We start from the raw sequence: 25,900 nt of genomic DNA on the forward strand, positions 1-25,900 counted from the left end.
ATATTGAGTCTCCGACAAACCCGGTACGGTTCAGTGGCGCAGGTGGTTTAGAACTTGCGACACAACTAGGTGAACGTTTTGGGAGACGTAAGAAAGCCCGAATTACCCTAGTCGACCAAAACCTCACGCATATATGGAAACCTCTCCTTCACGAAATCGCAGCTGGCTCGCTCAATCCCCACGAAGAACAAACCAATTATTTTGCCCATGCCGAAAAACATCATTTTGAGTTTGTCCTTGGTACTCTCGTTGATGTTAATAAAGATAAAAAACAAATTACACTTTCTCCTCCACAGCTTTCCAAAGAACATACCCCTCTTATCCAGACGCTAAACTACGACACACTTGTGCTTGCTGTCGGTTCCGTATCCAATGACTTCGGCACAGAAGGTGTACGTGAACATTGCCATTTTCTCGATAGTCGTCAACAGGCCGATATCTTCCAACAAGATTTGTTCCATCTCTATATCGAAGCACAAAGTCAGCCAAATGAACGTGCCTTAAATATTGGAATCGTAGGTGCAGGTGCAACGGGGGTTGAACTGGCAGCAGAACTGATTGAAACCACCAAAAACTTCTATCGGTATGGTCTAAAGAAAATTGACCCTAAACAAGTCAAAATTACCCTGATTGAAGCTTCTGATCGTATTTTGCCTGCCCTCACAGAGAAAACCGCTGCACATAGTGCCAAACAACTGAAGAAAATGGGGATTGAAATTCTGACCCAACATAAAGTACAAAAGGTTGATGAATCAAATGTCTATTTTAGTAATGGCAGTGTCTTACACTCAGATATTACAGTATGGGCAGCCGGTGTAAAAGCACCCAAAGTCCTAGAATCCTTCCATGATTTTAAACGTGACAAAATCAATCGCTTAATGGTCTATGCAACCTTACAAACCTACTCTGATCCCAATGTGTTTGCTTTCGGTGACTGTGCCAACTGTCAACTTGATGCACGTCAGCCACCATTAGGACCACGTGCCCAAGTAGCAAGTCAGCAGGCCACTTTTTTGGTCGATGCAATGGCTGCACGTTTATCTGGCTCGCCTCAACCAATGTTCACATTTAACGAGAAAGGATCTCTAGTGTCACTTAGCCACAATCAAGCTGTAGGAGAGTTGCTGGGTGATGTAAGCGTACAAGGTTTTATTGCCAAAACCATGTACGTCTCGTTATATCGACTGCATCAGGCCAATATTCATGGCTATACTCAAGCAGGCATGCTCACCATGAAAGATTTTTTAACGCGTCGTGTCCGTCCAAAAATTAAACTGTATTGAGTTGAAATTTGATATTTCGTCTCAATATTTGACTAAATCGTTTCAAAAAGTGGAAAATGGTCAACAAAATCTGTTTTTCACTTTATGATATTACAGTTTAAAACTATTGATGACATGGATTCAAAACATGACTGCTATTGCAAATAACCACGTGGTTTCATTCCACTACACTTTAACAAACGCTGAGGGTGAAACACTTGACCAATCTCAAGGTGAACCACTTGCATATTTGCACGGCGCGGGCAACATCATTCCTGGTTTAGAAAATGCACTTACAGGTAAAACTGTTGGTGAAAAATTCACTGTAAACGTTCCAGCTGCTGAAGGTTATGGCGAATATAACCCAGACTTAGTTCAAGAAGTTCCAGCTCAAATGTTCCAAGGCGTGGACAACATCCAACCAGGTATGCAGTTCCAAGCTCAAACTGATGACGGTGTTCAAATCGTAACCGTTAAAGCAATTGAAGGCGACAACATCATCGTTGATGCGAACTTCCCACTTGCTGGTCAAGATCTTACTTTCGAAGTTGAAATCGTTGAAATCCGTGATGCTTCTCAAGAAGAATTAGATCACGGCCATGTTCATGGTGCAGGTGGTCACCACCACTAATTCTTTTTGAATTAGATGGAAAAGCAAAGCTTCGGCTTTGCTTTTTTATTGCCAATACTTTTACAAAATTAAAAAATCGCTTAAGGTCTAGATATTCTCTTCTTAAAATAGCTTAATGATGTCTACTGCTTATCAATTGATTTGGTTCCGTCAGGACCTAAGAATTCATGACCATGCTGCACTTTGGCATGCGACTCAAGCTGGCCCCTGTATTGCAATGGTGATCCTCTCACCGGAACAATGGCAGTTACATCACGATGCACCCATTAAAATTGAGTTCTATCTACGCCAACTCCAAGCCTTAAAACAGCAACTTGAACATTTGCATATTCCCTTATTAGTGCAAATCATCCCACTCTGGAAGGACATCCCTGATTTTCTCAAGCAACTTGCCCAACGCATTCCTATCCATAATATTTATGCCAACATCGAGCTAGCAGTTAATGAATTAAAACGGGACCAGTCTGTACAAAAATTTTTGAATCAGCAACAAAAAGAATTGATACTTTTCCATGACCGAACCCTATTTCCTGTCGCTTCGATTCGCAACCAATCTAATCAACCCTATCAAGTTTTTGGTGCATTTAAGAAAACCTGCTATCAACGTTTACAGCATGGTTTGCCACAATGCTACCCAGCACCTCAGACTCAACACCCTATAGCACTGGACGATTCGCTTTTTCAACAGAGTGATCTTCAGCAACTGCATAGCAATTATATTCAACAGATATCAACCACTCGCTATACTGAATGGCAAGTGGGCGAGCAACACGCACTCATGTTACTCGATCAATTTATTGATAAACAATTGGCTGGCTATAAAACGGCACGAGATTTTCCTGCTGTAGCGGGAACTAGTCAGCTTTCAGCCTATTTAAATATCGGAATTATTTCCATTCGCCAATGTCTACAAGCGCTATTTCGGCAACAGCATGGCCATTTTGAAATTCAGTCTGAAGGCCAACAAACATGGTTAGATGAATTACTTTGGCGCGAGTTTTATCAACATGTCCTGTTTGACTTCCCTCAGGTTTCAAAACATCTGCCCTTTCAAGCTGCCACTAAAAAAATCCGCTGGCGGGATGATCCTATTGCTTTAAAAAAATGGCAACAAGGCCAAACTGGAATTCCAATTATTGATGCAGGCATGCGGCAAATGCTCGCAACAGGTTGGATGCATAATCGTGTTCGTATGATCTGTGCCATGTTCTTAAGCAAAAACTTGCTGATTGACTGGCGTAAAGGCGAACAGTGGTTTATGCAGCATTTGATTGATGGGGATTTGGCTGCCAATAATGGTGGATGGCAGTGGTGTGCCTCCACAGGAACCGATGCTGTACCCTATTTCAGAGTATTTAATCCTATCACTCAATCACAGAAATTTGATCCAGAAGGTGAATATATTCGTCAATGGGTTCCAGAACTGGCCCAGCTTGATCACAAAACAATCCATGAACCTTATGCAAAGCATCAGGGCTTATCGATAAACTATCCTCAGCCAATCGTTGATTTAAAAATGAGCCGTCTTCGTGCAATTGAAGCATTTAAGCTTCCTTCCTGAAGATTACATAAAATAAAAAAAACTGTTATCTTGGATGTTTTTTGTTCTAAAGAAATACATACTATACTGTATGTAACTGTTTATAAAATTATTTTACAAAGCCAACAACAGAAAAACTGTCGTAAAAACCGTAAAATAATGCTAACTTGGTTATAAAAGACATTTATTAAAATAAAATTATTATGCAAAAAAATCCAGCTCCTGCACTCGTCTTATGGATTATTTCAGCTCAAATCTTTATGGGTATAGTGGCGTATGAGTGGTTACCCGCAAGTTATCGTGGAAGTTGGGTTTTTCTACTTTTACTCTTAATCGCTGGCGCATTCCTCAACGTTGGCATGGCATTACTGCTAGGGCTCATTACCTTTATTGGCGTTGCAGTATATTTCTTTCTTGATTTGGCCAATCAAACCTATATTGAACGCCAACTTTTGTTATTGTTTGTTCTGCCAATTACTCCAATTTTTCTCAGCGCAATCCGTCATAATATTCAAAATGCCCTTAAAAGTTTCCGTGCAATCCAAAGCTATGACCGTAATTATCAACATGATATTTTGCCATTAACAGCGCTAACGCATTTTCAGGTTGAACTCAGAAAGCTTTTAAAATTAACGCAGAAAGATCATTATAAAATTATTAGTACCCATATCAACAATACTGTACTTATTCGTGAAATGCTGGGTGAGGATATCTGGAAAGAAACGCAAAATAAAATTATGGCAATCCTGTCTAATGAACGAGATAGTGTAATTTACCATTTTATTAATGAAGAACTCAGTGAAATTAAAAGTATTGTCATACACGATTCAACACTTGATGAACATCAAAGCTACCCCTTATTTATTCAAGATCTTCAGGCACTCACTGTACTTAAACTCAACATTGAACAACATATAGAATACCTGGCTCCTGCAAGCAGTGAGGTGCGCTAATGTCTTTACTGCTCAACATTTGCGGTATCTTGGTCGCCACCAGCCAGTTTCCTGATACGACCCTACAGCAATTTTATCAACAGTACTATCATTGTAATATTCAGCTTGCCAAAACGGACTCGAGTACTCAGCTTGAAACCCCACAAACCGTTGCGGAACTTTTCCCCCAACCCGCTACATGGTGGCCAATATTTACATCTGACCAATTAAACTCAGAAAGTTTTAAGCAATTGATTGCCAAAGGGATTAGGCCTGGTGTGATTTTACCAAATGAATATTTTAGTGCGATTAAATATTATGAAATCAAAAAAGCGGTCAATCAAGGCGCCATTCCCATAGCTTTCTATCAAATGACCCATTCAAAATATTTTGCTGCCAAAGCCACTTTTTCAATGGCAATTGGATTACGTCCTCTCGCTGCACTAATTGAAACAGGTTGGGATGAAAACATCATTGCTCAACCTGCTGGCAGCTATATCATTCAATCGAATAGCCCTGATGAATTGCCGATTCCTGCACGAAAAATTCAACATCATCAACACTATTTTTATCAGGCTATTACCGATCCCTCACAAAGTACGGGGTACCAAGTCGTGATTAATCCACCGCTCGGTATGCCGCTCAATAACATCGAATACCCTCAGCTTGGGATTTCTTGGGATTTGAATCGTACCCAGTTTACCAGTACCCAAGAGGGTATAGAAACGAGCCTATGGGGCTATATCCTGATTACTCTGAGTACTGTCGTTATCCCGCTCGACTATATTTATTCAGCGCATTATCCAAGCCTGCTGAGTACTTTTGGAAGTTCAATTTCTTGGATTTCATTATTACTTGGTGGTGGACTATTGCTGATCCTGATTATTTCAATTATCCGCAGGAGAAGAATAAATGCCCGCAATTGATATTCTTTTCTTATTTGGCTTTCTTGGGATCTGGATTCCACAAGCATTCTGGGCTTGGCTAAGTTTTCAGGCATGGAAATACTCTAAAAATGCGGCGAAAGAACTCGAAAATTTGCCTGTGCCTGAACATTGGCCCGTTTTAAGTGTCTTGATTCCCGCTTATAACGAAGGAGTCGTCATTGAAGATACCTTACATGCCATTGCACAGCAGGATTATCCAGCACATGCCTATGAAGTACTACTGATTAATGATGGTTCTAAAGACAATACTTTGGAAATTGCCGAACGTATGGCTGCCATTTACCCCTGCATTAAAATTGTCAATGTGCCCAAAGGAATGGGAGGTAAAGGAAAATCCCGTACCCTGAATAATGGTTTACCCCATGCCAAGGGGGAGCTGATTGTGGTCTACGATGCTGACAGTACTCCAGAACCTGACTGTGTCCGTCTCTTAGCTCAAACCTTAATGGCAGATAAAAAATTAGTTGCAGTAAATGGTAAAGTTCGTACCCGTAACTGGCGAGACAGTATTTTGACCCGTTTTATTGCGATTGAATTCATTTTCTTTCAGTGGATTTTTCAAGGCGGCCGTTGGCAGCGTTTCGAACTTTCCACCCTCATGGGGACAAACTATGTCATTTGGCGAGATGCTTTGGAAACGCTGGGAGGATTTGATGAAAAATCCTTGGTAGATGATACAGAGATGAGCTTTCGTATCTTCCTTGGACAAAGACGCATTAAGTGGGTTCCTTATGCCGTGGGTTGGCAGCAAGACCCTCCATCATTAAGTGTCTTTATCAAACAGCGCTCACGCTGGACTCAAGGTAACTTCTACGTCACCAGTAAGTATCTTCCAATTGCGCTCAGAAAACCTTTTCCAATTGGTATCGAAATCTTCAATAACATCATGTGCTATGTGTTGTTTGTTCCAGCGCTGATCTGGAGTCATATCACCTTAGCTTTAGGTCTACTTGGTATCGCAGGGATTACTGTTCCAGGGCCATTTACCCTGCTCTGGGGCTTATCCTTCTGCTTATATGTGGCGCAAATGTGGTTCACTCTATCTTTAGAAAAAGCCAAACCTCAACTCTATTTCTTCTCAGTCTTATCTTACGTTACGTATTCACAAGTGTTCTTATTTATCGTGTTTAAAGCTGCTTATGACATGCTCAAAAATAAGATCCAAGGCAATTCATTACAATGGTATAAAACTGAGCGTAGCAAGGAGAAAAAATAAATGAAAAATAAAACTTTACATCATCCGCTCTTCAAAGTCTTCGTTGCAAGTGTTGCTCTCTCCTTGCCCATCTTTGCATCGGCAGATACCTTGAATACATGGAAGTTTGATAATATCAATACCTCCAATAAATACACCATCGAGCCACACTTCTTTTATGTGGGGAAAGGTTCTGAATGGCAAAATATCCGCTTCATCAGTGATTATTCTACTGAGCATTTCACCACCCTTTTGGTCAAACTGGATGATAAACTGATCTACAACACCACTGAACCGTACCGGGTTTGTCGGAGACTCAATATTCTGAGAGACTATTCCGATGAAAAAACCAAACTATACCCCCGAAATTAGAGAAAGAGCGGTTCAATTACTAATTGAATCTGAAAAAGATTATCCATCGAATTGGGCAGCAGTTTCCGCAATTGCTCCTAAAATTGGCTGTACTCCTGAAACACTTCGTGTTTGGTATCAAAAATACTTAGATCAACAAAATCCCGCCAAAGTACAACAGGTATCTGACCAAGAAAAAATGAAGCAAATGGAACGTGAAATTAAAGAATTAAAACGTGCCAATGAAATTCTACGTAAAGCAGCCGCTTTTTTCGCCCAGGCGGAGCTCGACCGCCCACACAAATAATGGTGGATTTTATCCATAACAATAAGGCGTTATATGGTGTTGAAGCGATTTGTAGAATTTTACCGATTGCAGCTTCGACCTATTATCGGGCTTTAGATTTCGTTGATAACCCAGAACATCGAGCGAAACGTGCTCTGCATGATTTACATCATGCAGAGCAAATCAAACGTATTTGGAAAGAAAGTTCAGGTCGATATGGTGTACGTAAAGTTTGGCAAAAATTGAAACGTGAGGGTTATGTTATTGCACGTTGTACAGTTGCTCGATTGATGCAAAAGCTAGGTATACAAGGTGTTTGGCGTGGTAAGAATAAACAAACCACCCGTAGCCGAGATGATCAAAAACGAGCAGATGATTTAGTGAAACGGAATTTTAGTGCTGATCGACCTGACCAATTATGGGTCAGTGACTTTACGTATATTCAAACACATTCAGGCTGGGTCTATACCGCCTTTATTATTGATGTGTTCTCACGAGCAATTGTTGGATGGAAAGTATCTACACGGATGAATACAGATATGGTGCTCGATGCATTGGAGCAAGCATTGCACGATCGAGGCATGCCAAAGAATGTGATTCATCATTCCGATAGAGGTGTTCAATATCTTTCTATTCGCTATACCAATCGTTTAGATGCTGCAAATTTACGAGCATCAGTCGGTACGACAGGTGATTCATACGATAATGCTCTGGCTGAAACGGTGAATGGCTTATACAAAACAGAGGTGATTGAATATTTAAAAGCAGATTGGCAAGGTTTAGCAGATGTACAACTTGCGACACTAAACTGGGTAGATTGGTTCAATAAAAAGCGTGTACACAGTGCACTGGGTTATGTATCGCCTTTTGAGTTTGAAGCAATGTACTATGATAAGATTAACCCGTTAGGTCAGGTGGCCTAACTTAAATAAAAAAGTCTCCGACAAACCCGGTACGGTTCACCACCTTAAATGGTGACGGTACTCTAAGTTTCAATATTCCAGTTACTCAAAGTGGTTTTCATCGTTTAGATTTTATTTTACAGCAATACTCCCCCACAACCTCTCCAGCTGCTGATAAAACCACGTTCTGTAGTGAAGATGTGGATCAAGTGACTTATTTAAGTAATTCCAAAATTGAGTATATTCGTCACCGACCGATTTATCGCCTCAAAGATTTACCTGACGCTTTGTTTAACCCTCAAGTCGTTCGTCCTGCACCTTTTGTCGGGGTACTGAAATACAACCTAGCAAATGTCAATGAAGCTTCGATGTTAGGACGTTTAATGAGTGCTTGGGGTTCTGTCACTCCGATTCAGTGGTATGAACAGAATGCGCCCGCAGAACAAAACCCAAACTTTTATATTGAAATTATCAAATCAGCAACTGCCTTACCAAAAGGAACACTGGTTCAAATCAGTAGCACAAATGATATTCCTACATTACAAATTCAATATGATCAGCCAGAAAAACTGGTCTCGGCAATCAATGGCTTACTCAATCCAGATTATTTACAACAACTGGATACCTCTGCAACGTTCCTGCCAAATAAACTTGCCGCACCAGAGTGGGCTAAAATAAGACAAATCCATACCTTGGCAGACTTAGGTATCAGTGATTTCCGTTTAAATCAGGCTGAAAAAAACCTGTTCCTGAATTTCCCTGCCGTCTGGCAACCCACAGATATTTTACAAGGGCAAATTGCGCTACGAGTCCAAAGTGGATTACTGGAAGGTTCCAACATTACCACATGGATTGATGGTGGACTGGCAGGCAGTTTAAAAACAGCCAACTTAGATTCAGATCCAGTGAATCGCCAATTTAACTATTTTGCGAAAACCATTTCAAATAACACAACCTTTAATCTAAAACTTGAAAATTCTGTGATTGTAAACTCACAATGTTTACCAACAGCCAAAGGTTCTCTGTGGATTGATACACAAAAATCGACGGTAAAATTACCCCATAAGCTTAAAAATGGGGTTGCTTCACTGTCAATGAGCTTTGCAACACATCCAACCATCGCCATTGATGGCAATGCTGGAAGTCTGGAAATTGCGATGACCACCAGTCAAGTGGCAAAGAAAATGCTCATGACCAATGATCCAATTCCCTTAAATCTGGTGAAATTGGATCCGAATAAACCAGAGCTTCTCAATGTTCAGGTGAATGCCAATATTTATCGTCAACAAGTTTTAATGCATCAAAATACACTTTACCCACCTGCAACAGCGAATGGTTTTTTAGTCAGTTTCCATGACCAACGGTTTGATATTATTACCGACTCCATTCAAGGTGCGCAAAACTTCAGCAAATTATGGGAGAAAATTCAACAGAATATTCCCAACAATGCCAGTAAAATACTGGTCACCGAAAGTGGGCAAGTCTTTATTTTACAAAAGATTCTTGTCGGAAATCAAAAAGCGCCTCTTATTAAACAATCATCATTCTTTATCTTGGTTGTTATAATCTCTGCTATCATGGTTTTGGCAATCTTGCTCTGGTACTGGCGAAAAAGACCAAATGCTAAAAATAAAGCTGAATAAATCAACAGTTTTAACTACACTCGCTTTATCAACCCTCTTGTTTTTAGGAGGTTGTGCTCATATTGAAACAGATGTGCAGCCTCCACACATTGAAGGTATATTTTGGCAGCCAGACTTAGACACAACCCCACCAAATGGTAACTGGGATCTGCTCGGTGTCTCTACGTTTGTTCCCCAATGGTCTGTGGTGCAATCCAGATCATGGCTAGACCATGATCTTGGTCTGGAAAAATGGGATAAAAATATTAATCTAAAAAAGCTCCAGCAAAAAACATGGGCACAAAATATTCTGCTCGGCTTAGCTGGAGAGTATGATGAAAAACAAGCACGTTCCAATGTATTACAACTTGCCGAACAATCCAAAAAAATTATTCAGAATACAAATAATATCGCACTTAAGGGATATTATTTTCCAGTCGAGGCCGATCCCACCTGGATCTGTGTGGATGACCTTGCCAAAGCAATTCGAACTTTACCAAAACCACTCTGGATTAGTATTTACAGCGCTGAACAAATGCCAGAGCACTTGGATTCTTGGTTAAAAAGCTGGTTACCCAATCACACTGGTGTATTCTTTCAAGATGGTGTTGGTGTCGGCACCCGTACCCCTCAGCAAGCACGGGCAGTTTTAGATGACTTACAAAAAGAGTTTGGGAAAGATAAAATCGTGATTGTCCTAGAAGCCTTCCGTCCTGTAAAGGAAGGACAATTCCGTTCAGCTTATCCATGGGAAATCATTCAACAGCTCAAGGCCTATGAAGGACAAACCGTATATATTTTTGATGGTCCACATTATATGAACCGTTTCAGCGTCTATAGTGTTGCCTTATGGTATAAGCTTAAATATGGCTTTAGCACAAAGACAACATCATAAATTAACCTAAAGCGATCTGGTCCAGAATTCGCTGTGATGCTTTGCCATCACCAAATGGATTTGGCACATTTGCCATTTTGGCATAATGAGCTTGATCCGATAATAATTTTTCTGCTTCCTGAACAATCTTGTCTTGATCAGTTCCAACCAAAATCCCCGCTCCCACCTGCACAACTTCTGGGCGCTCAGTTGTTTCCCTTAAAATAAGTACGGGCTTATGGAATGAAGGACTTTCCTCTTGTAAGCCACCCGAATCTGTCAAAATAAAGCTCGCCCGATCAATAACGGCAAGTAGACTTGGATAATCCAGTGGTTTAACTAAGTGTATTTGAGCATGTCCATCAAATCTTGCATGAACAACATCATGCACAGCAGGATTTAAATGCACAGGCCAAACGAAATGGACATCCGGATATGTTTCTGCCAAATACGCTACAGCATTACAAATATTTTGAATCCCTGTCCCAAAGTTTTCACGACGATGTGCAGTAATCAGCACAACGCGTGCCTGTGCTGGAAAGCTGAGTCCATGTTGCTGTAATTGATTCAGTTGCGTACCCTGCTGCTGGATGAGTTCACGACCTAAATAAACAGCATCAATCACAGTGTTACCGGTTACTGTAATTCCTTCCGCAGCAATATGCTCTTGTCGTAAATTTTGTTTCGATTGCTCCGTTGGTGCAAAATGCCACTTGGTAATTCTGGATACCAGTTGGCGATTTCCCTCTTCTGGAAATGGATGCTCTAAATCATATGAACGTAAACCTGCCTCTACATGTGCCACAGGAATTTTCATAGAAAAAGCAACTAAGCCTGCGGCTAGAACTGTAGTGGTATCACCTTGAATGACAATTGCACTACGCTGTTGACCATCATTAAAAATATCTTCTAACTGGCTTAAACCCTGTATCAGTAACTGATTTAAACTTTGCCCAGCATTCATCATTTTCAAACGATGATCAATTTTTATTTGAAAAAATTCAATGGCATCTCGGACCAATTCGTCATGCTGCCCCGTAAAAATAACCTCAACCTGAAAACGAGCATCCTGTTGAGCCAGTAGAATAACTGGTGCTAATTTAATCAGTTCAGGTCGTGTTCCAAAGACAATTGAAATGAGTTTTTTCATTGTTAGAAATCCTTATAAAATACAAGTTCAGTACGTGTGTTGTTATAATTTTCTGTTCCATCGGCTAGAGCATCTTTTAAATAACGGCCGTATAAACGCTCAACCCGCAATTTTACAGGAACATAGTTAAAAGGCTGCCAGGCAAGCCCTGCCCCATATTCAAATAAATTATTATAATTTTCGCCCTTAGAGTCCGCGAGGGTATGCAGTTTGCCATAGGCCTGTACCGTACCCGCCTCACCGCGATAAAGATTAAAACCAGAACGTAATCTCAGGTCAGCAATGATGTTATAATTTTCTCGTGAATAACTGGCGACATTGCCATATAAATCAGTAAAGTAATCATTCCAGATTGTGCGTTGTTCTAAGGCTGGATTGGCGTACCATTCCTGATAACCGGTAACACCGCCGACTACACTTTCACGAAATTTATCCCGATTACGGTCAATCAAATCATAGCTACCACCCACTTCCAGATAAGCACGGACTGGAATAGATTGCCAAGGCTGATAATTTGCCCCGACACCGAGTGTTACAGCATTTTCATCAATAATTTCTGGGCGTACCCCACCTTTGGATTTGGTGTCACGATTCAAATTCACAAAGCCATACACTTGGGCTCGACCACCCTCCAAGTTTTTCCCGTAACGCATTTTTAATGGGAAAATGAAATCGTCATAGCGTGACTCATAGGAAGGAGCAAAATAAATATCTTTAAAAGTCGATTGCACGGCTGGACCACTTAAGTTCTGTACGGCTTGTTGTGATTTTGCGGCGATCTCTGCATCTGATGAGGTCGATAAATGTTTAAAAATGACCAAAGCCTCTTGATTTCTTTTCTGCTGATTCAATAAATAGGCTTCTTGCAGTTTGAGTTGCTCATCTTGCGGCGCTAACTGTTCAGCTTTACGTACGCTTTGAATTGCGTCCTTTTGCTTATTGAGACGAATCTGCAAATAAGTCAAGCTCTTCCATACCTTAATATCTTGCGGTGTCAATCGCCCTAATTCGATCAGAATTTTTTCAGCTTCTTCTGGCTGGCTTTGCTCAATTTTATAAAATTTATCCCAACGGTCATAAATTGGATTGCCTGGTTTATATGCTGCATCCCCTTCTTTAACGAAATCAGGCTCGGCACTCATGACCTGTATCGGTAAAGTGAGACCTAAAAGTAATAGCGTATGGCTCAGCAGCGTATTTTTGGAATTTTTCATCGCAGATCTCAACTAAAAATACTCATAATATGGACAATAAAAAATCAATGTAACCCAAAAAGTTAAAGTGTTAAATTATTCATATATAATAACCAAATCATGGTTATGCTATCGTTAAAATAAGTTATTTTATAATAGATTAAGTTTATGAATCATCAATAGAATTTTACAAACAAATCATACATTACCCTGTAAAACCAGATTAGATTAAACCCTGTTTAAAGAGCAAAATTATGTCTTTTTCTCAACATGCAGAACCTCATGTGATACAACGTTCAGGCTGGCTACGGGCCGCTGTTTTAGGCGCCAATGATGGCATCATTTCCGTAACCAGTTTAATTATGGGAATGGCTGCCAGTGGTGCAAGCTCACATACTCTATTGATTACTTGTATTGCTGGGTTAATTTCAGGTGCAACATCAATGGCAGCTGGAGAATACATTTCCGTCAAATCCCAAGAAGATATTGAAAAATCAGATCTTCGTTTTGAAGCCAAAGAGCTGGAAAAAAACCCACATGCTGAACTCAAAGAACTCACACAAATCTATATTTCGCGCGGCCTAAACCCTGAACTTGCCCATGAGGTTGCCACGCAACTTACTGAGCATGATGCGCTTGGCGCCCATGCACGCGATGAGATCGGTATCCATGAAAATACCGCAGCCAATCCTGTCCAAGCAGCGCTTTCCTCTGCCGCTTCTTTTTCTTGCGGTGCTGCCTTACCTATGCTGGCAATTCTGCTTAGTCCAAGCACATGGATCGCACGTTCAGTCCTGATCACAGGCATTATTTCACTGGCACTGCTCGGTGCTTTATCCAGTTATTTTGCACGCACCTCGATGTTAAAAGGTAGTCTGCGGATTACAGTATGGGGCATTTAGGCGATGGCATTCTCAAGTTGGGTCGGTTCACTCTTTAATGTCACCCCGATTTAAAATACTTTTTAAGTCTAAAAGTCTGTCTATATTCAATACTTAAATAGCGATTATTATTTGCATGGTTTTTTGTTTTTACGTTAAGGTGATACAAAATGTAATGAGTCTTGCTTCATGTCAATTTTAGAATTATTAGAAATCAGGCATCCAATTTTACTCGCGCCAATGGCAGGTGTTTCTACACCAGAACTCGCAGCAGAGGTTTCCAATCAAGGCGCTTTCGGTTCTTTAGGATTAGGAGCCAATACAGCAGAAAGTGCCAAAGCACAAATCTTAAAAACTCAAGAACTGACAGATCAGCCCTTTCAGGTTAACTTTTTTTGCCATCAATCGGTCTCCCTGCAGCAGGAAATAGCTCAACAGTGGATTGATTATCTTCGCCCCCAATTTGAGAAATTTGCAGCGAAAGCGCCAACTCAGCTCAACTGTATCTATCCCAGCTTTTTAGATAATGATGATTTCCTCAATATCGTACTGGAAACACGCCCCAAAGCAGTCAGCTTTCATTTTGGCATCCCCCACCCACATCAAATACAGGCCTTAAAAAATGCGGGTATTGTCACACTGGTTTCTGCAACCAACTTACTTGAAGCACAAGCGATTGAAGCCGCAGGTATTGACATTATTATTGCTCAAGGAATCGAGGCAGGCGGGCATCGTGGTATCTTCAATCAACATTTTGATGCTGCGATAAAGACTGCTGATCTGGTTCAACTCATCACCCAGCACTGTCATCTTCCGGTGATTGCAGCAGGTGGTATCATGAATGGTGACCATGCCAAAGAAATGCTAAAACTTGGTGCATCAGGTGTACAACTAGGAACCGCTTTTGTTCAATGTAAAAGTTCAAGTACCAACAACGCCTATCGTAAAGCCCTGTTCAGTCAACCATTAACCCAAGTCAGTGCCAGTCTCTCAGGCCGTCCGGCACGCGGTTTAATTGGTACATGGCATACCCAAATCGATTCACCGCATCGACCCGCTACACCACCATATCCTTATACTTATGATCTGGCCAAACAGCTCATGAGCATTGCCAATGCACAGCAGGATTTTAGTTATGGCGCCTTTTGGGCAGGCAGTAATGTAGCACAAATCAGAGAATTAGAAGCAGCTGATCTGGTCAATCAACTGGTCCTAGAAATGAAAACCAACTAAATCTCGACAATAAAAAAACCGACCTCATCAAGGTCGGTTTTTTTATGAACTTATTTAATTGCTTCTAGCAAAGTATGCTGTGCATTATGCGGCTCTTCACCTTCCACGGGTCGTGCACGATCCCAAACACCATCGCCTTGTAACACCCATGCTTGCTGATTATCTTTGAGATAATTCAATAAACCGAGTTGGTAGATCCGCTTTTTCAATGCAGGATCTTCAATCGGGAAACAGGCTTCAACACGGTTGAATAAATTGCGATCCATCCAGTCCGCACTTGAACCATAAATACGTGGATTACCATTATTACTAAAATAGTAAACCCGAGTATGTTCCAAGAAACGCCCGACAATCGAACGAACACGAATATTTTCCGAAAGATTTGGCAGACCAGGACGTAGACAGCAAATCGAACGAATGATCAGGTCAACCTGAACACCGGCCTGCGATGCTTCATAGAGTTTATTAATCAATTGAACTTCGGTTAAGGCATTCACTTTAATAATGATTTGTGCAGGTCGGCCTTCTTTGGCATTGACAATTTCTTCATCAATATAATTGATCAATTGTGCATGCAGAGTGAAAGGCGCATGGAGTAGCTTTTTCGGCTTCGCCATTTTCCCCATACCCGTTAATTCCTGAAAAATACGGTGTACATCTTCACACAAGTCTTTATCGGTGGTCATCAAACCATAGTCGGTATAAATACGTGCATTGGTGGCATGATAGTTCCCCGTCCCCAAATGCACATAACGTACCAGTTTATTGTTTTCACGGCGTACCACCAGAATCATTTTGGCATGCGTTTTATACCCAACGATGCCATAAACGACCACTGCACCCGCTTCTTGCAAAACGTTGGCCACTTCGATGTTTGATTCTTCATCAAAACGGGCACGCAGTTCAATTACTGCCGTCACCTCTTTACCATTGCGGGCTGCTTCTGCAAGTACCTGTACGATTTCTGAATCAGCGCCGCTGCGGTAAAGGGTTTGCTTAATCGCCAACACCTGGGGATCACGGGCCGCTTCACGCAACAATTGAATCACTGGTGCAAATGATTCAAACGGATGATGTAGCAAAATATCCTGTTTTTGCATTGCGGCAAAAATACTTTCCGACTTTTTAAATGGTTTTGGAATCACAGGGGTATGCGAGTCATAACGTAAATGTGGACGTTTAAAATTCGACAGTAACCGCGCCAAATTCACTGGCCCATCTACTCGATACAATTGCTCTTCGTTCAAATCGAACTCATCCAACAAGTATTCATAGATATGCTTTGGACAGTTATGTGTGACTTCCAGACGTACTGCACGGCCAAAACGACGCGAGCTCAGCTCCCCTTTCAACGCTTTGGCCAGATCCTCTACATCTTCGTTCAAGGCCAGATCGGCATTACGAGTAACACGGAACTGGTAACAACCTGTTGCTGTCATCCCAGGGAATAAATCAGAGACATGTTCATGAATAATCGCTGACAGCATCACATGATGTTCTTTACCATTAGTAAGTTCATCAGGTAAGCGTACTACACGTGGTAAAGAGCGCGGAGCTGGGACAACTGCGAGATCAATCTGACGTCCAAATGCATCTTTCCCTTCCAAAGTCACAATGAAATTTAAACTTTTGTTGACTAAGCGTGGAAATGGATGTGCGGGATCAAGACTAATTGGAGTGAGTACAGGAGCAACCTGCTCTTGGAAATACTTCTTAATCCATGCCGATTGCGCAGGCGTTAATTCACCACGGCGCAAGAAGCAAATATCTTCTTCACGTAACTTCGGCAATATTTCTTCATTTAAAATCCGGTATTGACGTTCAATCGCAGCATGTGTGGTTTTTGAAATTTGTTCTAACACCTGTTTTGGGGTTAAACCATCTGGAGTACGACTTTCATTGCCTAAGGTTAATTGCTCCATCATCCCTGCAACGCGAATCTCAAAGAATTCATCGAGATTGCGTGAAAAAATCAGCAGGAAATTCATCCGTTCTAATAATGGGTGAAGTGGATCGACAGCCTGCTCAAGTACTCGAAGATGGAAATCGAGAATTGAAAGTTCACGATTAATATAACGATCGTTATAACTATATTCTATTGGCGCTGTTGTCGTCACTGCAGTATTCATACTGAACCTTGTCGCATTATCATTCATCAAGTGATGCTTTTAGTATGCTGCAAAATTATGTCAATTTGGTAAAAAAAGCCCAAAAATATTGAGCTTTTTTTGAAATTCAGCAAATTATTGCGGAAGTTGTATGGCATTCATATATTTTAAAATCACACGTTTACGATACTGCAGCTTACGATCATTGCGATTGTCTTGATAATACTTTGGATTTGGGAGTAAAGCCGCCAAGAAAGCCGCCTGCTCTCGACTTAGACTTTTCGAACTTTTGCCATAATAGAATTGAGCTGCGGCCTCAACGCCATAGATATTTTGACCAAATTCAACCGAATTCATATACACTTCTAAAATACGGCGTTTTGACCACATCCGTTCCATCATCCACGTTGCAACTGCTTCTTGACCCTTACGGATGAAGGAGCGCTGATTATAGAGAAATAAATTTTTAGCCAGCTGTTGTGAAACCGTTGAACCGCCTGCCACCAGCTCACCTTTTTCAGTATTTTTTTCTAATGCAAATTGAATTCCCGCCCAGTCAAAACCATGATGATGAATAAACTTGGCATCTTCGCCCGCTAAAATAGCACGCTTGAAATTATCACTAATATCATCGTAATCACGCCATTCCTGTTTGATCGGTTTAAAGTCGGTTAAATAGTCCCAACGCATAAACATCGTGGTTTCAACAGGGTGGGTACGCCACCATAGCAAACTACTAAAAATCCACAGTTGGATCAGGAGAATGACGCCAATAACCAACATTACTAAGCGTGCTAAAAAGGCTTTCATTAAACTGCATCACTCCATCGTGCAATAAATTCATGCTAAGCTATTTTATATATCAATAACTAGCCTAAACATATGACTGAAACGACTCCACCACAAATCAATCAAAAATTGCAAATACAAACCTGGTGGTTTACTGCGCTACTGATTGCAGTCAATGTCGGATTATTTGGCTGGCAAATTCTTTCAGGTGTGAATATTACCGACCCTGCCCCAGTAGATGCAATTGCCTGGGGTGCAGATTTTACTCCACTGACTTTTACTGGTGAACCAGAACGCCTATTCAGCAGTATGTTTTTTCATTTTGGCATGATTCATTTGATGTTGAATATGTGGGCGCTGTATATCTTTGGCAGTATTGCGGAACAACTGTTTGGACGAAGTTATTATGTTGGACTATATTTTCTTGCAGGTTTAATGGGCAGTGTCCTATCAAGCTATTTAAGCATTCGTGATGGCTATGAACTGTTGCAGCACTTTGATCCAAATCTCTTACCACGGATCAGTGCAGGTGCATCAGGTGCAGTGATGGGTCTCGGTGCAGCACTCACCGTAGTGTCCTTATTTCCGCCCTTACCGCAGCAACGTTTCTGGCTCGATAAAAAATCATTACTGATGATTATGGGGATTAACCTCATCTTTGGTTTTACCGTTTCAGGTATTAATAATGCCGCACATATCGGTGGCATGCTGATGGGTGCTTTACTGGCAGCAACATGGTATTTCAGCCAAAAAATGCAGAATAAAGTTGTATTCCAAATCATGGCTTTAATGATTGGATTTATTTTACTTGCTGCATTTTATTGGTATTGCACGGCGTTAAGCACAGGACTCAATCCTTTATGGCATGAAATCTTGCGCCAGAACCAGTCAACATTCTAAGACTGATGGATTTCTCTTCGGCGTTGTAGAGCGAAAATTACAATGATAGCAGTAGGAATCCATCATGGAGTGCGCTGTGTTGAGCCTCATAAAATACATGAATACACTGTTCTTATTGACTAAATTTTCACCTCTGATTATGCTGATTGAGTCTAAAACAGATTAGGTTTGGGAAGGTTGGCCCATTCCCCCGTCAATACGAGTTCTTCCGTTATTCCATGAACGGCCCATGACGAATAATACACTTATGCTGGATAAGTGTATCTATGAAATCAAAAGGGATATAGATATGAAACCACGAATTTCTGTTTTAACACTTGGTGTTATCGACCTAGAACAATCTCTAATTTTTATCGTGATGGTCTTGGATTTCCAACTGAAGGCATTATTGGACGAGAGTTTGAACATGGCGCTGTCGCCTTCTTTGATCTTCAAAATGGACTCAAGCTTGCAATCTTTGCGCAAGATGATCTCGCTCGGGATGCAGGATTAATCAAACATCCTATCAGTTCAACTGCCATGTCGATTGGACATAATGTCATTCACAAGAATGAAGTTGATGAGATCATGCAGCACGCAAAAGAAGCTGGAGCCACCATCATCAAAGAAGCTCAAAGTACATTTTATGGCGGTTATGCTGGATATTTTACCGATCCCAATGGGCATCTATGGGAAATTGTCTGGAATCCGCAGCTCATCCCCTTAGAGGGCTAATCTTTACAGTGACCGTATGATCACTCCTCATTACACCAGCACAGGATTCGACCCGTTAAGGCATAGAATCCTGTGCCAAAAAAAGTAGTTAAGCCTCTAAGACTGATTGATTTCTCTTAGACTTTGTAAAGGTGGGATATCGCATAAATAGCTCAGGCGATAACGACCAATCAAGGTACAAATGATCATCATACTCAGCGGTAAGATTAGCCAAATCTCAGGATGCCATTGCACTGCCATTTGCATCCTGTGACTGGCAATCGCACTAATCACTTCGGCGAACAAACACGCCACCACACCGGCCAACAGGCCAATAAAACCAATCTCCAGACTAAGCATACGTTTTAACTTACTCTTGGCAACGCCAAATGAACGTAGTAAAGCAACCTCTTTACGGCGTTCATCCATCAGCACATTCAGACATGCAATCAATACCAATACGCCAGAGAAGCCGACTAAGGCAGCCAGTACCGTTATGATCTGTACCAGCACATTCACCAAGCGTTTAATTTCATCCAGCACCCGCCCCACATCAATAAATACTGTATTAGAAAACTGTTGAATCAATTGCACCATTTTCGGTTGATCCGCAGGGGGCAGATAAAAACTGCCCAAATAACTTCCTGCATTTTCATCCATGGTTTTAGGTGAGAAGATAAAGAAAAAATTCGGACTAAAGCTCTCCCATTCAACGGAACGTAAATTCACTACCGTTGCTGCTAATGTTCCTTCTGGCAAACTAAAACTGAGTTGATCCCCAATTTGAATACCAAGCTCCTGTGCGGTTTTTTGCTCGACTGACACTTGCCCTATTTTGCTAAATTTGGCAACGCCTTGGGTAATCACATTGTCTTTAGGATAATGATCTGTTTGAGTCAAATTCAATTCACGGCGCAATGAATTGTTTTGCCTGACCAGTTCGGGTGCAAAGGCATGACCATTTTTAGCAACCAAACGCCCACGAATATTCGGATAAAGTGGCGTTGACTGCCAACCATTTTGCTCAATTTGCTGTTTAAACTGCGGCATATCAAATGGTGGCAGACCATAAACAAATTGATTCGGCGTCCCCACTGGCAATTGTTGTTGCCATCGTTGTAATAGGTCAGTTCTTAGCACACTCAAGACTGTAATCAAGCTCAAGCCTAAAGCCAATGCTGTGACCTGCAAAGCGGTTTGATGTGGAATCCTTACATAGGCAGCAAGAGGATGTTTCAGTTGTTTAATCGTCTTGAGTAGCAGCCAAATCACCACATACAAAATCACGCAAAGCAACAATATTGCGCTTAACACCAACAGGCTTAATTGTAAGTTATCACTCAACACCAAACTAAATAGAATCAAACTGACAATACCAATTGCGAACATTGCCAGATAAGACTTACGTGAACGCTCTTGTTGGCGAATCACCCGAATCGGAGGAGTATTTAACAATTCCCAAATGCTCGGCAAAATAAAGCCAATCAGCACCATCACACTGGTAAAAATTGCAATCGGTAAAGCATAAAGCAAATCAGCCAGTGCAAAGCTCAATTGCAGCTGTGGAATCAGTTGCAACATCAATTGTAGCAAACCATAGCCCAACGCAATTCCAATTAAGCTCCCCAGTACAATTGACAAGGCACTGACGATGCCAAGCAAGGCAATATACGCCCATAAAATTTGTCGCTTACTCGCACCTAAACAACGCATCAACGCAATATGATCCTGATTCTGTTGCACATAACGCTGACTGGTTAAAGCAATCGCGATACCACAGAGCAAAATGGTCAATAAATTGGCAAGCTGTAAAAAGGTATCCAGATTTTCGATCGGTTTCATCAAACGGCTATTGGATTGGCTGGCATCTCTAAGTTTCAGCGAACCCTGCTCACTCTCCAGCTGTTGATCTACTGGCTGATCAATCTCCTGTTCAAGCTTTTGAGATTGCTGAAAAGCTTTTTTAAAGGCTTGGGTTTGCTTTGGCTCTCCTGCAAGGAGCAGTCGATACTCAATTCGACTCCCGACCTGAACAGCATTGGTTTTGGCGATATCAGCCTGATGAATAATCACTGTAGGAGAAAAACCAGAGAAACCCATTTCCTGATTGGAATCACGCTCAATAATGCCTGTAACCTTAAACTGACCATCTGCGATCGCAAGCGGCTCACCTAGTTTGGTCTGCAACAGATCCATCGCCCACGGACTTAGCCAAACCTGACCTGGCTGTATCGTTCCTGCATTGGGTTGAATCTGTAATTGGCCACGTAATGGGAAATGATCATCTACCGCTTTGACATTGACCATCACAAACTGATCTTGGTTATGTGCCATCGAACTAAATACAGTCACTGCTGCATGTTGTAACTTCAGCTTATCTGCCTGTTGCAGCCAAATGAGTTGAATGGGCTCCTTATCAGATAGAACCAGATCTGCACCCAACATTTCAGCTGCTTGTAACGCAACAGCATTTTGCACTTGGGTATTACTGAACTTAAGTGCCGTGGTTGCACTGATTGCCAAAGACAGCGCAATAATCAGGAGATATAAACCACCTGTACGAAAACTTTGCTGCAGTAAAGGTTTCAGCACTGAACTCATATCCCCTCCGGCTGCTTGACGATTTCCTGAATTTGACCATCAACCAGTTTGACATGCCGTTGGCAAAGTGCAGCCAAGTTTTGATCATGAGTGACCAGGACTAAGGTCGTACCTAACTCCTGATTTAAATCAAATAACAGTTGCTCAACCTCTCCCGCAGTTTGTCCATCCAGATTGCCTGTCGGCTCATCAGCAAAAATGATTTTCGGCTCCGCAATCAAGGCACGTGCAATCGCAACACGTTGTTGCTCCCCTCCGGATAGTACTTTCGGTGTTTGCTGTGCTTGTCGAATCAGGCCCACCCGTTCCAGCCATAGCAAGGCTTTCTGTTCCGCCTGCTTGAAATTAAAATCAGGCTGCAAGCGTAGTGGCAGCATCACATTTTCCAATGCGCTTAACTGGGGTAACAGTTGGAAAGACTGAAATACAAAGCCAATATTTTCTAAACGAACACGGGCCCGTTGTTCTTCCGTTAAAGTATGCACAGCTTCCCCACACACCCATAATTCGCCCAGACTTGGTCGATCCAGTGTCGCAAGAATGCCCAATAAGGTTGATTTTCCTGAACCTGATCGACCTGTAATCGCAATCTGTTCACCTTGATAAATGTCTAAATCAATGTCTTTTAAAATGCTGAGACTTTGCTGATTGATTTGAATATTTTGTGTAACTTTTTGGGCAGAGATAATCGGTTGTGGCATGATGTCACGTATCCTTTAGGACAAATTTGAAATACGATGCAAAAATCTAAAGTTATCTGGTCAGTATCAAAAGCAATTGGGATCATCACAATGTGTTTGACCCCAACATGGGTTTCAGCAAAGACTATTTTAATTTTGGGTGATAGCCTCAGCGCAGGTTATGGCATTGATGTAAAGCAAGGCTGGGTTCAGTTATTACAACAACGCTTAGACCAACAGTATCCGAAACAGCACAAAGTGGTCAATGCAAGTGTCAGTGGTGAAACCACCAGCGGTGCATTGGCAAGACTTCCGAAACTGTTACAAACCTATAAGCCAGAAGTCGTCGTGATTGAGCTTGGAGGAAATGATGGCTTACGGGGCCAACCGCCACAAATGATTCAAAAAAACCTTGCACAATTGGTACAGCTTAGCCAAAAACAGAAGGCCAATGTTTTATTGTTTGGTATGAAAATTCCGCCGAACTATGGAACTGCCTATAACACTGCTTTTGAAAATAATTACAAAGTGGTTAGCCAACAATATCAAGTAAAGCTGTTGCCCTTCTTCTTAGAAGGCATCGCTGGGCATAAGCATTTAATTCAAAATGATCAAATTCATCCCAACGCCAAAGCGCAACCCATGCTGTTAAATTTAGCTTATCCTTATATTAAAGGCGCTTTATAAATCACGCATTGATTACTAGCGCGTCAGCCAATGTGTTTCTTGAAATAAACCACACGTTCAGTTTCATGAAAACCAAGCGCCTGATGCATCGCATGGCTAATACGATTGTCGAGGGCTGCATCCGAGGCAAATTCAGTACATCCAAACGGTTTTGCCCATGCTTCTACTTGTTGAATCAGATGTGTTGCGATGCCTGAACGTCGATAATCAGGAAGGACATAAATTCCTTCAAGAAATGCAACTGGTGAAGTTTGCGTGCCATTTACATATTCATATCGAATCGATGCTTCCAGCATGGCAATCGCTTGTTGAGTATCTGAATATGCAAGTAGCTGCAAGCTTTGTGTCTGTTGAAGTAGCTGCTGCATTTGCTGTAAATGTGCCTCGTCATGATCAGGCCAGAGCAGTTTTCTCAATCCCAACCAATCTGCCATCAGGGATTCAGATACAGGCATAATATTCATTGCAGAATGCTCTTTGGGTTGAAACATCCAGATTTTATCAATGAAGGATATAAAGCATTAATCATAAAATTATGGCGAGTTTCTCAACTCGCCATCTACTTTAAAAATCGAAGAAACTAACTTCGCCCGTTTCTAGCGAATATTCAGCTCCGACCACGATCATTTTGCCTTTCTCAATTAAACTTTCTAACACAGCAGAACCGTGACGTAGTTGATTCACTGAGGCAAATACATTGGAACGAACTGCATGGGCCGAGAGTTTTTTCAAATCGTTTTTCAATTCGGTTTGCATCAAGATTTCAACCGAAGGACGCACACGATTCACGATCGACATCAAATTCGATGACGGGGGTTGCTCTGGATGCATCAAGGTATCAATGGTCGCTTGAATCGCTCCACAATGGCTATGGCCTAAAACCACCACGACTGCACAATCATAGCGCTCTGCCGCAAACTCAACACTGCCCACCTGTGAAGGTGCAACAATATTGCCCGCAACACGGATTACAAACAGGTCACCTAAACCTTGGTCAAATACCATTTCAGCAGGTACACGTGAGTCAGAACAGCCTAAAACAATGGCAAAAGGATTTTGATCACTTGCCATTTCGGCACGTTCCTGATGAGACAATAATCTTTGTTGAACTGCCTCTCCTTTTACAAAACGGGCATTACCAGCTTTTAAACGATCTAATGATTCTTGTGCGGTGAGCATGCGTGTATCCATTTATAATTGACCTGAGCGGACAGTTTAATGTGCACCTGTTTGAAAGTCACTGACAAAAATAAAAACTCTCAGAACACTTGCTAATCTTTTAATCAGGAAAATAAAGGAAAAATGATGATTTCATTGGCAAGAATTTCCATACAGCTGTAGATTATGCAAATGACTCCTTTCGCACTTTCCCCAATAATCCATGAGTGTAAAAATAGATCAAGGATAGAGCAATGAATACAAAAAACCAATTTGCCATGCCCTTTCGCAGGACATTAACTGCGGCTTTACTGGCATGCAGTTTGACTACAATCGCGATCAGCACCACGCAGGCTGCGGAAATTGAGATGAGTTTCCAAAATCTGCTCCAACAAGAACGTACTTGGGCTGGCTTACAAAGCAAGACCTTAAAGGTAGGAGATATCACCTGGTCTTATAGTGAAGGCGGTCAAGTGGGTAAACCTATTGTCATTTTAATTCATGGCTTGGCTGGCAGTCGAGACAACTGGAATCGTGTTGCACGCGCCTTAACTGCAAACTACCATGTCATCATTCCAGACCTACCCGCCAGCGGTGAAACACAGGTTCCCAAAGATTTTGACTATTCAGTACCTAACGTAACTGAAAAATTACGTCGTTTTGTCGAAGCAGCCAATCTGACAGGGCCAGCTCATGTTGCAGGTCATTCATTAGGTGGTTCAATTGCCATGCTATATGCAGGCCAATACCCATTTGAAACCAAAAGCCTGTTCTTGATTGATGCTGCGGGGGTCTATAAATCTGCTAACACGCCTTATCTTAAAGACCCAACCCAAGTAAAAAACATGATTGTGAGTAAGAAAGGTGACTTTAACTTCTTAATGCAACAAGCCATGTTTACACCACCGTTCATTCCAAAGGAAATTGCACAAGCACAAGAGAAAATGATGATTGGTCAAGTTGAACAAACCAAGAAAATGGTCGACCAAATCATTGCTTTGAATAAGCTGTATACACCGGATTCATTTGCCTTACTGGCTCGCTCAATCGATGCACCAACCCTGATCCTATGGGGAAAGCAAGATAAGATTATTAATGTTGAAGTAGCGCCTGAGTTAAAATCGCTCCTGAAGAATGCCCAAACACCCGTAATCTTGGACAATGTAGGTCATATGCCGATCTTGGAAGCAGATCAATTGGTGGTACAGCAATACCTTCCCTTTTTAAGCAAGATTCAGGTACAAAAGCCAGCAACCTCTTCTTCACCCTAAATTTACCGTAACGA

General features: G+C 41.5%; 21 protein-coding genes, 3 pseudogenes and 1 other annotated feature. Of the genes and pseudogenes, 16 read left to right on the forward strand and 8 right to left on the reverse strand.

Going from position 1 to position 25,900, the window contains the following annotated elements; all coding sequences use genetic code 11:
* The first annotated feature begins 2 nt into the window (after window positions 1-2).
* The 10 genes and pseudogenes from F895_RS0119100 to F895_RS03335 all read left to right on the forward strand — a co-directional run bounded on the left by F895_RS0119100 (window position 3) and on the right by F895_RS03335 (window position 10,563).
* Window positions 3-1,283 carry an NAD(P)/FAD-dependent oxidoreductase gene (locus F895_RS0119100; RefSeq protein WP_026040236.1) on the forward strand — a complete coding sequence of 427 codons (1,281 nt, stop codon included), beginning with the start codon at window positions 3-5 and terminating at the stop codon, window positions 1,281-1,283.
* Between the two features lie 127 nt (window positions 1,284-1,410).
* The gene (locus F895_RS03380; RefSeq protein ID WP_004652066.1) at window positions 1,411-1,893 is read left to right on the forward strand and encodes an FKBP-type peptidyl-prolyl cis-trans isomerase; all 483 of its coding nucleotides are present in this window, start codon (window positions 1,411-1,413) and stop codon (window positions 1,891-1,893) included.
* Window positions 1,894-2,011: 118 nt separating this feature from the next.
* Complete coding sequence (phrB, locus tag F895_RS03375) at window positions 2,012-3,454, forward strand: deoxyribodipyrimidine photo-lyase (RefSeq protein WP_026040237.1); 1,443 nt, start codon at window positions 2,012-2,014, stop codon at window positions 3,452-3,454.
* Between the two features lie 182 nt (window positions 3,455-3,636).
* Window positions 3,637-4,386 carry a hypothetical protein gene (locus F895_RS03370; protein ID WP_005243436.1) on the forward strand — a complete coding sequence of 250 codons (750 nt, stop codon included), beginning with the start codon at window positions 3,637-3,639 and terminating at the stop codon, window positions 4,384-4,386.
* Entirely contained in the window at window positions 4,386-5,291 is a 906-nt protein-coding gene (locus tag F895_RS03365; RefSeq protein ID WP_005243438.1) for a hypothetical protein, read from the forward strand. The genes F895_RS03370 and F895_RS03365 overlap by 1 nt, the downstream gene beginning before the upstream one ends.
* Window positions 5,278-6,528: a glycosyltransferase family 2 protein gene (locus tag F895_RS03360; protein WP_005243439.1), complete on the forward strand. Its 1,251-nt coding sequence runs from the start codon at window positions 5,278-5,280 to the stop codon at window positions 6,526-6,528. The genes F895_RS03365 and F895_RS03360 overlap by 14 nt, the downstream gene beginning before the upstream one ends.
* Window positions 6,529-6,798 (forward strand): annotated as a pseudogene (locus tag F895_RS03355) (hypothetical protein); the annotation flags it as partial.
* A 49-nt stretch (window positions 6,799-6,847) separates the two neighbouring features.
* Window positions 6,848-8,067, forward strand: a protein-coding gene (locus F895_RS03345) for an IS3 family transposase (protein WP_107114716.1) whose coding sequence is annotated in 2 segments (ribosomal slippage) — window positions 6,848-7,124 and window positions 7,124-8,067 — 1,221 coding nt in all. Because the reading frame shifts where the segments join, the coding sequence is not laid out codon by codon here.
* Window positions 7,123-7,239: a sequence feature (AL1L pseudoknot), on the forward strand. (Overlaps the previous gene by 117 nt.)
* 38 nt (window positions 8,068-8,105) lie before the next feature.
* Window positions 8,106-9,689: pseudogene (locus F895_RS03340) on the forward strand (hypothetical protein); the annotation flags it as partial.
* Window positions 9,667-10,563, forward strand: a complete 897-nt coding sequence (locus tag F895_RS03335) for an alpha-amylase family protein (protein ID WP_005243444.1) — start codon at window positions 9,667-9,669, stop codon at window positions 10,561-10,563. The pseudogene F895_RS03340 and the gene F895_RS03335, both read left to right, overlap by 23 nt.
* 1 nt (window position 10,564) lies before the next feature.
* Here the strand turns inward: F895_RS03335 and wecB are convergent, their stop codons facing one another.
* Both wecB and F895_RS03325 read right to left on the reverse strand, forming a co-directional pair.
* Window positions 10,565-11,692, reverse strand: a complete 1,128-nt coding sequence (gene wecB / locus F895_RS03330; protein WP_005243446.1) for a non-hydrolyzing UDP-N-acetylglucosamine 2-epimerase — start codon at window positions 11,690-11,692, stop codon at window positions 10,565-10,567.
* Between the two features lie 2 nt (window positions 11,693-11,694).
* Complete coding sequence (locus F895_RS03325) at window positions 11,695-12,906, reverse strand: tetratricopeptide repeat protein (protein ID WP_005243449.1); 1,212 nt, start codon at window positions 12,904-12,906, stop codon at window positions 11,695-11,697.
* 233 nt (window positions 12,907-13,139) lie between these two features.
* Between F895_RS03325 and F895_RS03320 the strand changes: the two genes are divergently transcribed.
* Both F895_RS03320 and F895_RS03315 read left to right on the forward strand, forming a co-directional pair.
* Complete coding sequence (locus F895_RS03320) at window positions 13,140-13,787, forward strand: VIT1/CCC1 transporter family protein (RefSeq protein WP_005243451.1); 648 nt, start codon at window positions 13,140-13,142, stop codon at window positions 13,785-13,787.
* 168 nt (window positions 13,788-13,955) lie between these two features.
* A complete protein-coding gene (locus tag F895_RS03315) occupies window positions 13,956-14,999 on the forward strand; it encodes an NAD(P)H-dependent flavin oxidoreductase (protein WP_005243453.1) in 1,044 nt (347 codons plus the stop codon).
* Window positions 15,000-15,049: 50 nt separating this feature from the next.
* Here the strand turns inward: F895_RS03315 and ppk1 are convergent, their stop codons facing one another.
* Together ppk1 and mtgA are read right to left on the reverse strand one after the other, a co-directional pair.
* On the reverse strand, window positions 15,050-17,128 hold the full coding sequence (gene ppk1 / locus F895_RS03310; RefSeq protein WP_005243456.1) for a polyphosphate kinase 1: 2,079 nt from the start codon (window positions 17,126-17,128) through the stop codon (window positions 15,050-15,052).
* Window positions 17,129-17,242: 114 nt separating this feature from the next.
* Window positions 17,243-17,917, reverse strand: a complete 675-nt coding sequence (gene mtgA, locus F895_RS03305) for a monofunctional biosynthetic peptidoglycan transglycosylase (RefSeq protein WP_005243470.1) — start codon at window positions 17,915-17,917, stop codon at window positions 17,243-17,245.
* Between the two features lie 72 nt (window positions 17,918-17,989).
* On the opposite strand from mtgA, the gene F895_RS03300 reads away from it, so the two are divergent.
* Window positions 17,990-18,796, forward strand: coding sequence for a rhomboid family intramembrane serine protease (locus F895_RS03300; RefSeq protein WP_005243471.1), 807 nt, complete (start codon window positions 17,990-17,992; stop codon window positions 18,794-18,796).
* A 289-nt stretch (window positions 18,797-19,085) separates the two neighbouring features.
* Window positions 19,086-19,510, forward strand: a pseudogene (locus F895_RS19670) (VOC family protein).
* Window positions 19,511-19,606: 96 nt separating this feature from the next.
* On the opposite strand, the gene F895_RS03290 reads toward F895_RS19670, so the two are convergent.
* The gene (locus tag F895_RS03290; protein ID WP_005243480.1) at window positions 19,607-22,090 is read right to left on the reverse strand and encodes an ABC transporter permease; all 2,484 of its coding nucleotides are present in this window, start codon (window positions 22,088-22,090) and stop codon (window positions 19,607-19,609) included.
* Entirely contained in the window at window positions 22,087-22,791 is a 705-nt protein-coding gene (locus F895_RS03285) for an ABC transporter ATP-binding protein (RefSeq protein ID WP_005243481.1), read from the reverse strand. The genes F895_RS03290 and F895_RS03285 overlap by 4 nt, the downstream gene beginning before the upstream one ends.
* A 36-nt stretch (window positions 22,792-22,827) precedes the next feature.
* On the opposite strand from F895_RS03285, the gene F895_RS03280 reads away from it, so the two are divergent.
* Entirely contained in the window at window positions 22,828-23,457 is a 630-nt protein-coding gene (locus F895_RS03280) for an arylesterase (RefSeq protein WP_010590051.1), read from the forward strand.
* Between the two features lie 23 nt (window positions 23,458-23,480).
* Here F895_RS03280 and aac(6')-I read toward each other — a convergent pair whose 3' ends face one another.
* Window positions 23,481-23,921 carry an AAC(6')-Ighjkrstuvwx family aminoglycoside N-acetyltransferase gene (gene aac(6')-I / locus F895_RS03275; protein ID WP_005243483.1) on the reverse strand — a complete coding sequence of 147 codons (441 nt, stop codon included), beginning with the start codon at window positions 23,919-23,921 and terminating at the stop codon, window positions 23,481-23,483.
* A 100-nt stretch (window positions 23,922-24,021) separates the two neighbouring features.
* Complete coding sequence (locus F895_RS03270) at window positions 24,022-24,636, reverse strand: carbonic anhydrase (protein WP_010590049.1); 615 nt, start codon at window positions 24,634-24,636, stop codon at window positions 24,022-24,024.
* Window positions 24,637-24,869: 233 nt separating this feature from the next.
* Here F895_RS03270 and F895_RS03265 point away from each other — a divergent pair, with 233 nt between their 5' ends.
* A complete protein-coding gene (locus tag F895_RS03265; protein ID WP_005243486.1) occupies window positions 24,870-25,886 on the forward strand; it encodes an alpha/beta fold hydrolase in 1,017 nt (338 codons plus the stop codon).
* Window positions 25,887-25,900: the final 14 nt, after the last annotated feature.

It is taken from the genome of Acinetobacter sp. CIP 64.2 (genome assembly GCF_000369645.1).
Lineage (GTDB): Bacteria > Pseudomonadota > Gammaproteobacteria > Pseudomonadales > Moraxellaceae > Acinetobacter.

Coding starts and splice junctions, on each gene's coding strand:
- F895_RS03380 (WP_004652066.1), top strand. CDS start 1,411: ATGACTGCTATTGCAAATAACCACGTGGTTTCATTCCACTACACTTTA.
- phrB (WP_026040237.1), top strand. CDS start 2,012: ATGTCTACTGCTTATCAATTGATTTGGTTCCGTCAGGACCTAAGAATT.
- F895_RS03370 (WP_005243436.1), top strand. CDS start 3,637: ATGCAAAAAAATCCAGCTCCTGCACTCGTCTTATGGATTATTTCAGCT.
- F895_RS03365 (WP_005243438.1), top strand. CDS start 4,386: ATGTCTTTACTGCTCAACATTTGCGGTATCTTGGTCGCCACCAGCCAG.
- F895_RS03360 (WP_005243439.1), top strand. CDS start 5,278: ATGCCCGCAATTGATATTCTTTTCTTATTTGGCTTTCTTGGGATCTGG.
- F895_RS03335 (WP_005243444.1), top strand. CDS start 9,667: ATGCTAAAAATAAAGCTGAATAAATCAACAGTTTTAACTACACTCGCT.
- wecB (WP_005243446.1), bottom strand. CDS start 11,692: ATGAAAAAACTCATTTCAATTGTCTTTGGAACACGACCTGAACTGATT.
- F895_RS03325 (WP_005243449.1), bottom strand. CDS start 12,906: ATGAAAAATTCCAAAAATACGCTGCTGAGCCATACGCTATTACTTTTA.
- F895_RS03320 (WP_005243451.1), top strand. CDS start 13,140: ATGTCTTTTTCTCAACATGCAGAACCTCATGTGATACAACGTTCAGGC.
- F895_RS03315 (WP_005243453.1), top strand. CDS start 13,956: ATGTCAATTTTAGAATTATTAGAAATCAGGCATCCAATTTTACTCGCG.
- ppk1 (WP_005243456.1), bottom strand. CDS start 17,128: ATGAATACTGCAGTGACGACAACAGCGCCAATAGAATATAGTTATAAC.
- mtgA (WP_005243470.1), bottom strand. CDS start 17,917: ATGAAAGCCTTTTTAGCACGCTTAGTAATGTTGGTTATTGGCGTCATT.
- F895_RS03300 (WP_005243471.1), top strand. CDS start 17,990: ATGACTGAAACGACTCCACCACAAATCAATCAAAAATTGCAAATACAA.
- F895_RS03290 (WP_005243480.1), bottom strand. CDS start 22,090: ATGAGTTCAGTGCTGAAACCTTTACTGCAGCAAAGTTTTCGTACAGGT.
- F895_RS03285 (WP_005243481.1), bottom strand. CDS start 22,791: ATGCCACAACCGATTATCTCTGCCCAAAAAGTTACACAAAATATTCAA.
- F895_RS03280 (WP_010590051.1), top strand. CDS start 22,828: ATGCAAAAATCTAAAGTTATCTGGTCAGTATCAAAAGCAATTGGGATC.
- F895_RS03270 (WP_010590049.1), bottom strand. CDS start 24,636: ATGCTCACCGCACAAGAATCATTAGATCGTTTAAAAGCTGGTAATGCC.
- F895_RS03265 (WP_005243486.1), top strand. CDS start 24,870: ATGAATACAAAAAACCAATTTGCCATGCCCTTTCGCAGGACATTAACT.